This window comes from Rhizobium sp. LCM 4573, assembly GCF_001854865.1.
Taxonomy (GTDB): Bacteria; Pseudomonadota; Alphaproteobacteria; order Rhizobiales; family Rhizobiaceae; genus Neorhizobium.
The window spans coordinates 687131-701550 of record NZ_MDDW01000001.1 but is presented as its reverse complement, the minus strand read 5'-3'; the positions used below and the strand labels follow the sequence as shown (position 1 = coordinate 701550).

At 62.3% G+C, this 14420-nt stretch carries 12 protein-coding genes; 11 read left to right on the top strand and 1 reads right to left on the bottom strand.

Annotation, left to right across the window (positions count from 1 at the left end):
* The first annotated feature begins 119 nt into the window (after positions 1-119).
* A complete protein-coding gene (gene xylA / locus LCM4573_RS03550; RefSeq protein ID WP_071004505.1) occupies positions 120-1430 on the top strand; it encodes a xylose isomerase in 1311 nt (436 codons plus the stop codon).
* Positions 1431-1577: 147 nt separating this feature from the next.
* Here xylA and LCM4573_RS03545 read toward each other — a convergent pair whose 3' ends face one another.
* A complete protein-coding gene (locus tag LCM4573_RS03545; protein ID WP_071004503.1) occupies positions 1578-2453 on the bottom strand; it encodes an aldo/keto reductase family oxidoreductase in 876 nt (291 codons plus the stop codon).
* Between the two features lie 93 nt (positions 2454-2546).
* Between LCM4573_RS03545 and LCM4573_RS03540 the strand changes: the two genes are divergently transcribed.
* From LCM4573_RS03540 to LCM4573_RS03495, 10 genes are all read left to right on the top strand, one after another.
* Complete coding sequence (locus tag LCM4573_RS03540) at positions 2547-3449, top strand: LysR family transcriptional regulator (protein WP_071004501.1); 903 nt, start codon at positions 2547-2549, stop codon at positions 3447-3449.
* Positions 3450-3648: 199 nt separating this feature from the next.
* Positions 3649-5169, top strand: a complete 1521-nt coding sequence (locus tag LCM4573_RS03535) for a sugar ABC transporter ATP-binding protein (protein WP_071004499.1) — start codon at positions 3649-3651, stop codon at positions 5167-5169.
* Complete coding sequence (locus LCM4573_RS03530; protein WP_071004497.1) at positions 5169-6173, top strand: ABC transporter permease; 1005 nt, start codon at positions 5169-5171, stop codon at positions 6171-6173. Before LCM4573_RS03535 ends, LCM4573_RS03530 begins: the two co-directional genes overlap by 1 nt.
* A gap of 73 nt (positions 6174-6246) precedes the next feature.
* Positions 6247-7212 carry a substrate-binding domain-containing protein gene (locus tag LCM4573_RS03525; protein ID WP_071004495.1) on the top strand — a complete coding sequence of 322 codons (966 nt, stop codon included), beginning with the start codon at positions 6247-6249 and terminating at the stop codon, positions 7210-7212.
* A 196-nt stretch (positions 7213-7408) separates the two neighbouring features.
* Entirely contained in the window at positions 7409-8461 is a 1053-nt protein-coding gene (locus tag LCM4573_RS03520) for a sugar phosphate isomerase/epimerase (RefSeq protein WP_071004492.1), read from the top strand.
* 180 nt (positions 8462-8641) lie between these two features.
* A complete protein-coding gene (locus LCM4573_RS03515) occupies positions 8642-9817 on the top strand; it encodes a Gfo/Idh/MocA family protein (RefSeq protein WP_071004490.1) in 1176 nt (391 codons plus the stop codon).
* Positions 9818-10106: 289 nt separating this feature from the next.
* Positions 10107-11471, top strand: coding sequence for a GH1 family beta-glucosidase (locus LCM4573_RS03510; protein ID WP_071004488.1), 1365 nt, complete (start codon positions 10107-10109; stop codon positions 11469-11471).
* Between the two features lie 357 nt (positions 11472-11828).
* The gene (locus LCM4573_RS03505) at positions 11829-12869 is read left to right on the top strand and encodes a methionine ABC transporter ATP-binding protein (RefSeq protein ID WP_083347319.1); all 1041 of its coding nucleotides are present in this window, start codon (positions 11829-11831) and stop codon (positions 12867-12869) included.
* Complete coding sequence (locus tag LCM4573_RS03500) at positions 12859-13527, top strand: methionine ABC transporter permease (RefSeq protein ID WP_071004484.1); 669 nt, start codon at positions 12859-12861, stop codon at positions 13525-13527. Before LCM4573_RS03505 ends, LCM4573_RS03500 begins: the two co-directional genes overlap by 11 nt.
* Positions 13528-13565: 38 nt before the next feature.
* Entirely contained in the window at positions 13566-14342 is a 777-nt protein-coding gene (locus LCM4573_RS03495; protein ID WP_071004482.1) for a MetQ/NlpA family ABC transporter substrate-binding protein, read from the top strand.
* Positions 14343-14420: the final 78 nt, after the last annotated feature.

The following is a 14420-nucleotide window of genomic DNA, read 5'->3' as shown; positions in this document are numbered from 1 at the left end:
CTTCGCTTTCCTGAACGGGCAAGGCGGTGCCTCTAGTCCTCTCCCCCTTGTGGGGAGATGTCGGCAGGCAGAGGGGGACTTTTCGCGTTTTAACCAGTTTCCCCAAGGAGGATATGACCATGAGCACAGGATTTTTCGGCGATATTTCGAAGATCAAATACGAAGGGCCGGATAGCACCAATCCGCTTGCTTTCCGCTTCTACAATCCGGACGAGATCGTCGCCGGCAAGCGCATGGAGGATCACCTGCGCTTTGCGGTCGCCTATTGGCACACCTTCACCTGGCCGGGCGGCGATCCGTTCGGCGGCCAGACTTTCCAGCGCCCCTGGTTTTCCGACACGATGGAAGCGGCGAAGATGAAGGCTGATGTCGCCTTCGAATTCTTCTCGCTGCTGGGCACGCCCTTCTACTGCTTCCACGACGCGGACGTGCGCCCGGAAGGCAATAATTTCGCTGAGAACACGAAGAACCTCAACGAGATCGTCGATTACTTCGAGAAGAAACAGGCCGAAACCGGCGTGAAGCTCCTGTGGGGTACGGCGAACATGTTCTCCCACCGCCGCTACATGGCGGGTGCCGCCACCAATCCGGACCCGGATGTCTTCGCCTTCGCAGCGGCGACGGTGAAGACCTGCCTCGATGCCACCAAGCGTCTCGGCGGCTCCAACTACGTGCTGTGGGGCGGCCGCGAGGGCTATGAGACCATCCTCAACACGGATTTCTCCCGCGAACTCGACCAGATGGGCCGCTTCCTCAATCTGGTCGTGGAATACAAGTACAAGATCGGCTTCGAAGGCACGATCCTCATCGAGCCGAAGCCGCAGGAGCCTACCAAGCACCAGTACGACTACGACGTTTCCACCGTCTACGCCTTCCTGCAGAAGCATGGGCTGGAAAAGGAAGTGAAGGTCAATATCGAGCAGGGCCATGCGATCCTAGCCGGCCATTCCTTCGAGCACGAGCTCGCCATGGCGAACGCCTTCGGCATTTTCGGTTCGATCGACATGAACCGCAACGATTACCAGTCCGGCTGGGATACCGACCAGTTCCCCAACAACGTGCCGGAAATGGCGCTTGCCTATTATCACGTGCTGGCGGGCGGCGGCTTCAAGAACGGCGGCACGAACTTCGATGCCAAGCTGCGCCGCCAGTCGCTCGATCCGCAGGATCTGCTGATCGGCCATATCGGCGGCATGGATTGCTGCGCTCGCGGTCTTAAGGCCGCTGCCCGGATGCTGGAGGACGGCGCGCTCAAGAAGCCGCTCGATGCCCGCTATGAAAAATGGGAGAGCCCGGAAGCCCAGAAGATGCTGCGCGGCGAGTACAAGCTCGACGAGATCGCCGCCATGGTAGAGCGTGAAAACATCAATCCGGAACCGGTCTCGGGCCGTCAGGAATATCTGGAGAACGTCGTCAACAGGTACGTGTGAGGTCATTCCCCTCCCCAACCCCTCCCCACAAGGGGGAGGGGCTTAACCTGCCGCGCCGTTTCTCTGTGTTGATCGGGACGGAGGCGAGGCGGCTTGTTTTCTCCCCTTGTGGGGGAGATGGCCGGCAGGCCAGAGGGGGCGCTCCGCTCAAGCCGCCTGCTTGCCACCAATGCCATCCAGCTCGCGGATCGCATCTTCCGGCAAGGCCAGATCGGCAGCGGCGAGATTTTCCTTCAGATGCGCGACCGACGATGTGCCGGGGATCAGCAGGATGTTCGGCGAGCGTTGCAGGAGCCAAGCGAGCGCCACCTGCATCGGCTTCGCACCGAGCTTCTCGGCGACGGCATTCAGCGTCGAGGACTGAAGCGGCGAGAAGCCGCCGAGCGGGAAGAAGGGCACATAGGCAATGCCCTCGCCGGCAAGCTGATCTATCAGGGCGTCGTCCTGCCGCTGAGCGACATTGTACATGTTCTGCACGCAGACGATCTCGGTGATCTTGCGGCTGTCGGCCACCTGCTTGGCGGTGACGTTGGAAAGGCCGATATGCCGGATGAGGCCCTGGCGCTTGAGGTCTGCAAGCACCGTCACCTGTTCCTCGATCGATCCTTCGGCCGGACCGTGTACATCCAGCATGGAGCGGAAATTGACGACGTCGATGATATCCACGCCGAGGTTGCGAAGATTGTCGTGAACTGCGGCGGTTAGCTCTTCTTTGGACATGGCGGGGAGCCATTCGGCATTCGGGCCGCGCTTGGCCGATACCTTGGTGACAATGGTGAGATTGTCCGGATAGGGGTGAAGCGCCTCGCGGATGATCTGGTTGGTGACGTGCGGCCCGTAGAAGTCGCTGGTGTCGATATGGTCGACGCCCGCTTCGATTGCGGCCCGCAAGACGGCGATGGCGGCTGCGCGATCCTTCGGCGGGCCGAAAACGCCGGGGCCGGCGAGCTGCATGGCGCCGTAGCCGAGCCGTTTCACGGTGCGGTCGCCGAGGGTGAATGTTCCAACGGTGTCGAGGGTCATGGTCGTCTCCTTTGCTGATGGGCAAAAGATAGAGGCTGACAATATGCAGGATAAGGCGTTACAATTTGCACGGGTTGTGCGGAATAGCGAACAATGAAAATCGAGACGAGCGATCTTGAGGCTTTCGTTGCGGTGGCCCGGGCCGGTGGCTTTCGGGACGCGGCGCGCTTATCCGGCGCCAGCGCCTCCAGCCTCAGCGAGGCCGTTCGGCGCCTTGAAACGAAGCTCGGCGTGCGGCTGCTGAACAGAACCACGCGTAGCGTCATCGCAACCGAGGCCGGCCGCGGACTGCTGGAGCGGGTCGGCCCGGCGTTCGACGAGATGGAAGCGGCGCTCGACGTGGTGAACGGCTATCGCGACAGGCCGGTCGGTTCGCTTCGCCTCAATGTGCCCGCCAGCGCCGCCCGGCTCGTGCTGCCGCATATCGTGCCGGAATTTCTTAAAGCCTATCCGGATGTGCGCCTGGAGGTGATGACGGACGAGAGCTTCGTCGATGTCCTGAAGGCGGGCTGCGATGCGGGCATCCGCTATGAAGAGCGGCTGGAACAGGACATGATCGCCGTGCCGATCGGACCTCGGGTCCAGTGTTTTGCCGCCGCCGCATCCCCCGCTTATCTGGACCGTCACGGACGCCCCGAGCATCCGCGCGACCTCTTGAACCATGCCTGCGTGCGTCACCGTTTCTCGAGCGGCCGGATGCCGCCATGGGAATTCGAGAAGGACGGCGAACTTGTCGCCGTCGATCCGACGGGCCCACTCATCGTCCAGGCGGGCGGAGCAAGTGACCTTGCGATCGATGCGGCGGTGCAGGGTCTCGGTGTCGTTTCCCTGTTCGAGCAATGGCTGCGGCCGTATCTCGAAAGCGGGGCGCTGGAGCCGGTGCTGGAGCCTTGGTGGCCGCGCTTTTCCGGTCCGTTCCTCTACTATCCGGGACGGCGGCTGGTGCCGGCGCCGCTGCGGGCATTCATCGACTTCATCAAGACCTTCCAGGCTTAAGGCAGCCTCTTCATGTGTTCCGCCGAACTGGGGATGTAGTGGCTAGCACAAACCTGCTTTACGTACCTCAGAAACTAGGCTAGCGTCTAATTCCGATGGGAGGAGTATTAGTGAAGGTAATCGATTACATTGCTGCCGGCGTGGATGTCGCGACCGGATTTGCGAACTTGTGCGGGCGCGCTTTTCACGGTGGCCGGGCATGACGGAAATCCCGAACGACCGTGCCCCGCTTCTGGAGGCGGTTGGCCTTTCCAAGACCTTCGGCATCGTGGAAGTGCTGCGCGACATCGGTCTGACCGTCAGGGCAGGTGAGGTTCACGCCATCATCGGCGAGAACGGCGCGGGCAAATCGACGCTGATGAAAATTCTCGCCGGCAACCAGCCGCCGACGCGCGGCGAAATGCGGATGGATGGCCAGCCGGTTACCTTCTCCGGCCCGGTGGATGCTGAAAATCGCGGCATCGTTCTGGTGCATCAGGAAATCCTGCTCGCTCCGGACCTCACGGTTGCGCAGAACATCTATCTCGGCCGGGAACTCAAAAAAGGCCTGACGGTGGACGACCGCGCCATGAACGAGAGCGCGGCCAAGGCGATCCGCGATCTCGGCGGCGATATAGATCCGAACGCCATCGTTTCGCGGCTGTCGATCGCCCAGCGTCAGCTCGTGCAGATCGCCCGCGTGCTGCTCGTGCCGCATCGCCTGGTGATCTTCGACGAGCCGACCGCCTCGCTGACGCCGCACGAGACCGAGGCGCTGCTCAAGGTCATCAAGGATATCCGCGCCAAGGGCGTCGCCGTTCTCTATATTTCCCACCGCTTGCCGGAGGTGAAGGAGATCGCCGACCGCGTGACGGTGCTGCGCGACGGACGGCTCGTCGCTTCGCACGACGCAAGCGAACTCGATCCCGCCGACATGGCGCGGCTGATGGTTGGCCGCGACGTCGCCAAGCTTTATCCGGATCGCCATGCGGCGGAAGCGCGCGAAGTGGTGCTTGAAGTCGAGCATCTCGACGTTCCCGGCTATGCGCAGGATGCCTCCTTCCAGCTCCGCAAGGGCGAAATTCTTGGCTTTGCCGGTCTCGTCGGCGCCGGGCGCACGGAGCTGATGGAAGGTCTCGTCGGCCTTCGGCCGAGCCGCGGTACCGTCCGTCTCAACGGCAAACCGGTCAGTTTCCAGGATGTGCATTCGAGCCTGAAGGCGGGCATCGCCTATCTTTCGGAAGATCGCAAGGGCAAGGGCCTGCTGCTGACGAAGGACCTGCGCATCAACCTGACGCTTGCCTCGCTCGGCAAGTTCGTCAACGCACTCCAGATCGACCGCAAGCGCGAGAGCGATGCGCTCGATGAGGCCATCCGCGAATTCGATATCCGCACCGGCCGGAAGGATATTCTCGCCGGCCAGCTTTCGGGCGGCAACCAGCAGAAGCTGTTGCTCGCCAAGATGATGATGCTCGATCCCTCGATCGTCATCATCGACGAGCCGACGCGCGGCATCGACATCGGCAACAAAGAACAAATCTATAAATTCATCGCCAAACTGGCAGAGGAGGGGCGCTCGATCATCGTGGTCTCCTCCGAAATGCCGGAGCTGATCGGCATCTGCGACCGCATCCTGGTCATGCGGTCCAGCCGGATCGTCGGCGAAGTCACGGGAGACCATATGAACGAGAACGAGATCGTGGTGCTGGCAACGGGCGTGAAGACCGGGGAGGCCGCGTGATGACCACTGCCGCCACCGAAACCGCCAAGGCGCCGAAGACCTCGCGGGATTGGGATATGGCCGCGATCGCGCCCTTCATCGCGCTCGCGCTGCTCCTTGTCCTCGGCTATTTCGCCAATCCGAATTTTGTCTCGGTTGCCAATATTCTCAACGTCATTACCCGCAGCGCCTTCATCGCCATCATCGCGCTCGGGGCAACCTATGTCATCTCCTCGGGCGGGCTCGATCTTTCCGTCGGCTCCATGGTCGCCTTCGTGGCGAGCCTGATGATCCTGTTCCTGAACGCGGCGCCGATCGCCGATCCTATGATGCTGCTGATCGCGGGCATGCTGCTTGCCCTCCTGTTGGGTGCGGCCTGCGGCCTCTTCAACGGGCTCATCACCACCGTCGGCAGGATCGAGCCCTTCATCGCCACGCTCGGTACGATGGGCATCTATCGCGGGCTCACCACCTGGCTTTCCCAGGGCGGCGCGATCACGCTGCGCGATCGTGAGCTGCAGGCGCTCTACCGCCCCGTCTATTTCGGAGACATTTTCGGCGTTCCGGTGCCGATCGTGGCGATCTTCGTCACCGCCGCGATCGCCGCTTTCGTGCTCTACCGCACGCGCTACGGACGGCACGTGATCGCGGTGGGTTCCAACGAGGATGTGGCGCGCTATTCCGGCATCTCGGTCAGGAAGGTGCGCACCATCGCCTATATCATCCAGGGTCTGTGCGTCGCTGTCGCCGTGCTGCTCTACGTCCCGCGCCTCGGTTCCACCTCGGCCACCACCGGCATTCTGTGGGAGCTGCAGGCGATCACGGCGGTCGTCGTAGGCGGCACGGCGCTGCGCGGTGGGGTCGGGCGCATTTGGGGCACGGTCTGCGGCGCCTTCATCCTGGAGATCGTCGGCAACATCATGCTGCTTTCGAATTTCGTCAGCGAATACCTGATCGGCGCCATCCAGGGGGCGATCATCATCATCGCCATGCTCGTGCAGCGGTCGCTGATGCGCAGATCGTAAGAGACAAGCCGGACGGATCGGGGGCGCCCGGCTCAAGTATCGAATACCCCGCAAAACACTTGGGAGAGAAAACATGCGTAGAAGAACTTTCGGGCTGGCCGCCGCCGCGCTTGCCGCTTCGGTCGCCGTCGGCCCCAGCCTCGGCTGGGCGCAGGAGGAAAAGAAGGTGACGATCGGCGTCTCCATTCCGGCTGCCGACCACGGTTGGACGGCCGGCGTCGTCTTCCATGCCGAACGCGTCGCCAAGCTTCTGATGGAAGAGCATCCGGGCCTCAACGTCATCGTCAAGACCTCCGCCGATCCGGCGAGCCAGGCGAATGCCGTGCAGGACCTTGCCGTGCAGAACATCGACGCGCTCGTCATTCTGCCGACGGACCCGGATCAGCTCGTCAACGCTATCCAGCAGGTCAAGGATGCCGGCAAGTTCGTGGCGCTGGTTGATCGCGCGCCTTCCGTCAACGACAACACGATCCGCGACCTCTATGTGGCCGGCAACAACCCGGCGCTCGGCCGCGTGGCGGGTCAATACATCGCCAAGACCACGCCGGATGCCGAGGTCGTCGTTATCCGCGGCCTGCCGATCCCGATCGACCAGCAGCGCCAGGATGGCTTCGACGAAGGCATCAAGGGTTCGAACGTCAAGGTTCTGGAGCGCCAGTACGGCAACTGGAACCGCGACGACGCCTTCCGCGTCATGCAGGACTACCTCACCAAGTACCCGAAGATTGACGTGGTCTGGGCTCAGGACGACGACATGCTGGTCGGTGTGCTCGAAGCCATCCAGCAGGCGAACCGCAGCGATATCCAGTATGTCGTCGGCGGCGCCGGTTCGAAGGACATGGTGAAGCGCGTCATGGACGGCGACAAGATGGTTCCGGTCGACGTTCTCTATCCGCCGGCGATGGTGGCGACCGCCATGCAGCTCACCGCCGCCAACTTCTACGATCAGGTTCCTGTCAGCGGCGAGTACATCCTCGATGCCACGCTGGTGACCAAGGACAATGCCGAGCAGTTCTACTTCCAGGATTCTCCGTTCTGATCTGGCGGCCTACTGGCCCCTTACCCTAGCCCTCTCCCCGCTTGCGGGGAGAGGGAACGTGCCCAACCCTCTGCCGGCGGGCGGAGAGAACATAGCGGCTTGCGTCCTTCTCCCCCGCGAGCGGGGAGAAGGTGCCGGCAGGCGGATGAGGGGCAAGCGAAGACATTCGAAGCGATAACGTCACGGAGGTATTTTCATGAAGACGATCAAGGGCCCGGCCATTTTCCTCGGCCAGTTCGCGGGCGATGCAGCCCCGTTCAATACCTGGGACGGCATCACCAAATGGGCCGCCGAGAAGGGCTATGTCGGCGTGCAGGTGCCGACCTGGGCGAGCCAGCTCATCGACCTGAAAAAGGCCGCGACGTCGAAGGATTATTGCGACGAATTCGCCGGCATCGCCCGTCAGAACGGCGTCGAGGTGACCGAGCTTTCCACCCATCTTCAAGGTCAGCTCGTGGCCGTGCATCCGGCCTATGACGAGGCCTTCGACGGTTTTGCGGTTCCGGAAGTGCGCGGCAACCCCAAGGCGCGCCAGGAATGGGCCGTCGATCAGGTGAAGATGGCGCTTTCGGCCTCGAAGAACCTCGGCATCAAGGCGCACGCCACTTTTTCCGGCGCGCTCGCCTGGCCCTTCATCTATCCCTGGCCGCAGCGTCCGGCCGGCCTCGTGGAGACTGCCTTCGACGAGCTTGCCCGCCGCTGGACGCCGATCCTGAACCACGCGGAAGAATGCGGCGTTGACGTCTGCTACGAGATCCATCCGGGTGAGGACCTGCATGACGGCGTCACCTTCGAGATGTTCCTGGAGCGGGTGAAGAATCACAGTCGTGCCAACATGCTCTACGACCCGTCGCACTATGTGCTGCAGTGCCTCGATTATCTCGACAACATCGATATCTACAAGGACCGGATCAAGATGTTCCACGTCAAGGACGCGGAATTCAATCCGACCGGCCGGCAAGGTGTCTATGGCGGCTATCAGGGTTGGGTGGGCCGCGCGGGCCGCTTCCGCTCGCCGGGCGATGGCCAGGTGGATTTCGGCTCGATCTTCTCCAAGATGGCGGCGAACGATTTCGACGGCTGGGCCGTGGTCGAATGGGAATGCGCGCTGAAGAACTCCGAGGACGGCGCGCGCGAGGGCGCCGAGTTCGTGCGGGCCCATATCATCCGCGTCACCGAAAAGGCCTTCGACGACTTCGCCTCCGGCGGCACGGACGAGGCCGCCAACCGGCGGATGCTCGGGCTTTAATTTTTTGCCCCTCACCCTAACCCTCTCCCCGCAGGCGGGGAGAGGGGGGACCCGCCACGCAAATCGTTGGAGAGGGACGGAGATGTTGTGGCATATCCCTTCTCCCCGTCAGAACGGGGAGAAGGTGGCGGCAGCCGGATGAGGGGCATTCCGTTTAGAAATTTTCACGGAGACTTCACTATGGCAATCGAAGGTAAGGACGAACAGGCGCGCGAGCCCCGCATCCGGCTCGGCATGGTGGGTGGCGGCGCGGGCGCCTTCATCGGCGCGGTGCACCGCATGGCCGCAAGGCTGGACGACCAGTTCGATCTGGTGGCGGGGGCGCTTTCCTCCACGCCGGAGAAGGCGATCGCTTCCGGCCGCGATCTGGGGCTCGATCCCGCCCGCACGTACGGCAGCTACAAGGAAATGGCGATCCGCGAGGCGCGGTTGAAGAACGGCATCGAGGCCGTATCGATCGTCACGCCGAACCACGTGCACTACGAGGCCGCGAAGGAGTTCCTTCGTCGCGGCATCCATGTGATCTGCGACAAGCCGCTGACCTCCAACCTCGCCGATGCCAAAAAGCTCAAGAAAGTGGCGGACGAGAGCGACGCACTCTTCATCCTCACCCACAACTACACCGGCTATCCGATGGTGCGGCAGGCCCGCGAGATGGTCCAGAACGGCGATCTCGGCAAGATCCGCGTCGTGCAGGTGGAATATCCGCAGGACTGGCTGACAGAGGCCGTGGAACAGACCGGTGCCAAGCAGGCCGTCTGGCGCACCGATCCGGCGCAGTCCGGCGCGGGCGGCTCGACCGGCGATATCGGCACGCATGCCTATAACCTCGCGTCCTTCATCACTGGGCTGACGCTCGAAAGCCTCGCCGCCGATCTCGATAGCTTCGTCGAGGGCCGTAGGCTCGATGACAACGCTCATGTGCTGCTTCGCTTCGAAGGCGGCGCGAAGGGCATGCTCTGGTGCAGCCAGGTTGCGCCCGGCCATGAGAACGGGCTGAAGATCCGCGTCTATGGCACCAAGGGCGGCATCGAATGGGTGCAGGCCGATCCGAACTATCTCTGGTTCACGCCGTTCGGCGAGCCGAAGCGGCTCATCACCCGCAACGGTGCCGGTGCAGGTGCGGCCGCCGCCCGTGTTTCCCGCATTCCGTCCGGTCATCCGGAAGGCTATCTCGAAGCCTTCGCGACGATCTATACCGAGGCGGCCCATGCCATCAATGCGAAGAAGAAGGGCGTGAAGGTCGACAAGGGCGTCATCTACCCGACCGTCGATGACGGCGTGAAGGGGGTCGCCTTCGTCGAGGCCTGCGTGGCGTCCTCGAAGAAGAACGGAGCCTGGGTGAAGCTCGGCTAAGGGGCATCCCAGGCAGGTCTGCTGTATGACGCCGTCATTCCTGTGCTTGTCACGGGAATCCAGCGCCCAAGTCTTTGGGCGCGAGAGACACTTGGATAATGATTCACTCACGGCGCGGATGCGCCGTGGCTGGATCCCTGTGACGAGCACAGGGATGACGGCGGTAGTAACAGCGTATCTCCTGCAACGTTGCAGAAATCTCCGCCGCGAACCTGTACAACCGCGCACTCCTTGATTAAATCGCCGCTGGAACGCTGGTTTCCCGGCAACGAACAGACAGGCTGGCTCCATGACCGATCCCAAGACCCTCGCCTCCCGCTTTCCCGGCGATTTCCTGTTCGGCGTGGCGACAGCCTCCTATCAGATCGAAGGAGCGGCCAAGGCGGATGGCCGCAAGCCCTCCATCTGGGATGCCTTCTCCAACATGCCGGGGCGCGTCTACAACCGGCATAATGGCGATGTCGCCTGCGATCACTACAATCGCTGGGAGGAGGACCTCGATCTCATCAGCGAAATGGGTGTGGCAGCCTACCGCTTCTCCATCGCCTGGCCGCGTATCATCCCGGACGGCGTGGGCCGCGTGAACGAAAAAGGTCTAGACTTCTACGACCGGCTGCTCGACGGCTGCAAGGCGCGCGGCATCAAGACCTATGCGACGCTCTATCATTGGGACCTGCCGCTGGCGCTGATGGGCGAGGGCGGCTGGACTTCGCGCTCCACGGCCTATGCCTTCCAGCGCTATGCCAAAGTGGTCATGGCGCGGCTCGGCGACCGGCTGGATGCGGTGGCCACCTTCAACGAGCCCTGGTGCTCGGTCTGGCTCTCCCATCTCTATGGGGTGCATGCGCCGGGCGAACGCAACATGGAAGCGGCGCTGGCGGCAATGCATTACACCAATCTCGCCCACGGACTCAGCGTCGAGGCGATCCGCCACGTGGCGCCGAGCGTGCCGGTCGGGCTAGTGCTCAACGCCCATTCCGTCATTCCCGGATCGGACAGCTCGGAAGACAAGGCCGCTGCCGAGCGCGCCTTCGATTTCCATAACGGCTMCTTCTTCGGTCCGGTCTTCAAGGGAGAATATCCCGCAGGCCTCATGGAAGCGCTGGGCGAACGCATGCCTCCGGTGGAGGAGGGCGATCTCGACGTCGTCAGCCAAAAGCTCGACTGGTGGGGCCTCAACTATTACACGCCCATGCGCGTTTTTGCGGATGAGGCAGAAGGCGCCGAATTCCCCGCGACGAAGCCGGCGCCCTTCGTCGCTGAAACGGTCACCGATATCGGCTGGGAGGTCTATTCGCCGGCGCTCAAATCTCTGGTGGAGGAGCTTTACCGCCGCTACGATCTGCCGGACTGCTACATTACCGAGAACGGCGCCTGCTACAATATGGGCGTTGTGGATGGCGAGGTGGACGATCAGCCGCGCCTCGATTACTACGCCGATCATCTCTCGGTCGCCGCCGATCTGGTGAGCGATGGCTATCCGCTGCGCGGCTATTTCGCCTGGAGCCTGATGGACAATTTCGAATGGGCGGAAGGCTATCGCATGCGCTTCGGCCTCGTGCACGTGGATTACGGCACCCAGGAACGCACCGTCAAGAAAAGCGGCAAATGGTATCGCGAGCTTGCCTCGCAGTTCCCGAAGGGCAATCACTGAAGCAATTCCAGGAAAGTGGGAACCGGTTTTCCGTCCGGAATTGAGTAAGCAAAGCTGATTATGCGGTTGCGAGAAGATTTTTCCTGATTTCGCGTTGAAAGGGAAAAACATCCCTGTCAAAATAAGCGGACTGCGGGCATCAATGCGGCAGAAACGAGGCCGCTCCGGCCCAATCAAAGTGAAAGCCGACACGATGCTCCGGAACATTGTCTGTCATCGAATGTGCAGCCTGCTTGGCTAAAGCATGCGTGAGYGGTTAAGAACGCCGCCGAGTGACCAGACCCAATCCGTGAGTACCAGATGACGATCCAATTTGCAGCGGTTCGATCCGCGCCGGCCGAGGYGGGTGCCAGGCCAATGGTCGCATTCGAGGCCGTGACCAAGCGCTTCGGAAGCGGCGACGACGAGAACCAGTTCACCGCCCTTGATGGCATCGATTTGTCCGTCGCACGCGGCGCCATCACCGGCATTATCGGCCGTTCGGGCGCGGGCAAGTCCACGCTCATCCGCCTCGTCAACGGCCTTGAAAAGGCGACGTCCGGTYGCGTGGTGGTGGACGGCGTCGAGGTGGGCGGACTTGGCGAAACCGGCCTCAGGGATCTGCGCCGCCAGGTCGGCATGATCTTCCAGCATTTCAACCTGCTTTCTTCCCGCACGGCTTTCGACAACGTGGCGCTGCCGCTCGAGATCGCCGGCATGGACCGGCAGAAGATCAGGGACCGCGTCGGCCCGCTCCTCGAGCTCGTGGGGCTCGGCGATAAGTCCGCCCGCTATCCGGCGGAGCTATCCGGCGGCCAGAAGCAGCGTATCGGCATTGCCCGTGCGCTTGCCACCGAGCCGAAGCTGCTGCTCTCCGACGAAGCCACCTCGGCGCTCGACCCGGAAACCACCCAGTCGATCCTCGATCTTCTCAAGCAGATCAATGCCGAACTCGGCCTGACCGTGCTGCTCATCACCCACGAGATGGAGGTGGTGAAGACCATCGCTTCCGATGTTGCGGTGATCGACCGCGGCAAGATCGTCGAGGCGGGCCGCACCTTCGACGTCTTCACCGGTGCAAAGCACGAGACCACGCGGGCGCTGCTTTCCGCCGCTCTCGGCACCAGGCTGCCGGAATGGATCAGCCAGAACCTGAAGGCGGAACCTTCGGCGGGAGACCGCATACTGGTTCGGCTGATCTTTTTCGGCTCGACCGCCTTCCAGCCCCTTACGGGACGGCTGGTTGCTGAGCTCGGCGCGGACGTCAACATCCTCGCCGGAAGCATCGAGGAGATCGCCGGCGAACCCTATGGCTCGCTCGTCGTGGCCTACCCGGCCGATCCGGATGTGCTGGAGCGCGCCAACCGCTTCTATGCCGAAACCGGCCTGTCCATGGAGGTGCTCGGCTATGTCGCTTGACATGCTCGTCAATCTCCTCACGAAATCGCTTGGGCAGACGCTGCAGATGGTCGCGATCGCGGGTCTCCTCGRCTCGCTGATCGGGCTACCGATCGGCGTCTTCCTCGCCACTAGCGGCAAGGGCGAGCTTTTTCCGGCACCCGTCACCAACCGGGTAATCGGCCTCATCATCAATGCCGCCCGCTCGACGCCGTTCATCATCCTGGTGGTGGCGATCATCCCGTTCACGCGTTTCGTCACCGGCACGTCGATCGGCACCAATGCGGCGATCGTGCCGCTCACCATCGCTACGGTTCCCTTCTTCGCGCGGCTGGTGGAAGCCTCGATCCGCGAGATCGACAAGGGGCTGATCGAGGCCGCCCGCGCCATGGGCGCCACGCCGGTCCAGATCGTCTTCAAGGTGCTGCTTGCCGAGGCGCGGCCCGGCATCACGCTTGCCTTCACCATGACCATCGTCAGCCTGATCGGCTATTCGGCCATGGTCGGTGCCGTCGGCGGCGGGGGGCTCGGCGATCTCGGCATCCGCTACGGCTATCAGCGCTTCATGCCGGAGGTGATGCTGGCTGTCGTGGTGGTGCTGATCCTTCTCGTGCAACTCGTCCAGAGTGCCGGCGATGCGCTCGCCCGCCGGTTCGACAAGCGCAACCGCAAGACCTGACTTTTCGATAAACATCAAATGCTAACAAGGAGGCATCCATGAAGAAACTCATTATCGCGGCGGCACTCGCGGCCCTCGCAGCCGGCACCGCCCTTGCCGAAACCATCAAGGTCGGCGTGACCCCGGGCGAGCATGCCCAGATCATGGAACAGGTGAAGGAAATCGCGAAGACCAAGGGTCTCGACATCGAAATCCTTGAATTCTCCGACTACGTGGTTCCGAACCAGGCGCTGGCCGACGGCGATCTCAACGCCAACTCCTTCCAGCATCAGCCCTATCTCGACAACCAGATTGCCGACCGCAAGTTCGACCTCGTCAGCGTCGGCACCACCATCACCACCCCGATGGGCGTTTATTCGAACAAGGTAAAGAGCCTTGACGAGCTGGCGGACGGCGCGACGATCGCTATTCCGAACGATCCGACCAATGGCGGCCGCGCGCTGCTGGTGCTCGCTTCCAAGGGCCTGATCAAGGTCGATGAAGCAAAGGGTCTGACGGTCACCCCGGCCGACGTCACGGAGAACCCGAAGAACATCGAATTCACCGAGCTTGACGCGGCCCAGCTTCCGCGTTCGCTCGCGGATGTCGATGCTGCGGTGATCAACACCAACTACGCACTGGAAGCCGATCTGCATCCGCGTGAGGACGCCATCGCCATCGAGAGCGACAAGTCCCCTTATGCGAACGTCATCGCCGTTCGCGCGGCTGACAAGGACGCGCCCTGGGTGAAGACGCTTGTCGAATCTTATCACGACGACAAGATCAGGAACTTCATCAACGAAGAGTTCAAGGGCGCGCTCATCCCGAGCTGGTAATCCGCCAAGCATTATTGTGTTGATTGAAGGCCGGTTTCCGCGGGAAACCGGCCTTCTTCTTTTGATTTAACCGGATTT

Excerpts from the sequence above, each read along its gene's own strand:
- xylA (WP_071004505.1), top strand. The coding sequence starts at position 120 with ATGAGCACAGGATTTTTCGGCGATATTTCGAAGATCAAATACGAAGGG.
- LCM4573_RS03545 (WP_071004503.1), bottom strand. The coding sequence starts at position 2,453 with ATGACCCTCGACACCGTTGGAACATTCACCCTCGGCGACCGCACCGTG.
- LCM4573_RS03540 (WP_071004501.1), top strand. The coding sequence starts at position 2,547 with ATGAAAATCGAGACGAGCGATCTTGAGGCTTTCGTTGCGGTGGCCCGG.
- LCM4573_RS03535 (WP_071004499.1), top strand. The coding sequence starts at position 3,649 with ATGACGGAAATCCCGAACGACCGTGCCCCGCTTCTGGAGGCGGTTGGC.
- LCM4573_RS03530 (WP_071004497.1), top strand. The coding sequence starts at position 5,169 with ATGACCACTGCCGCCACCGAAACCGCCAAGGCGCCGAAGACCTCGCGG.
- LCM4573_RS03525 (WP_071004495.1), top strand. The coding sequence starts at position 6,247 with ATGCGTAGAAGAACTTTCGGGCTGGCCGCCGCCGCGCTTGCCGCTTCG.
- LCM4573_RS03520 (WP_071004492.1), top strand. The coding sequence starts at position 7,409 with ATGAAGACGATCAAGGGCCCGGCCATTTTCCTCGGCCAGTTCGCGGGC.
- LCM4573_RS03515 (WP_071004490.1), top strand. The coding sequence starts at position 8,642 with ATGGCAATCGAAGGTAAGGACGAACAGGCGCGCGAGCCCCGCATCCGG.
- LCM4573_RS03495 (WP_071004482.1), top strand. The coding sequence starts at position 13,566 with ATGAAGAAACTCATTATCGCGGCGGCACTCGCGGCCCTCGCAGCCGGC.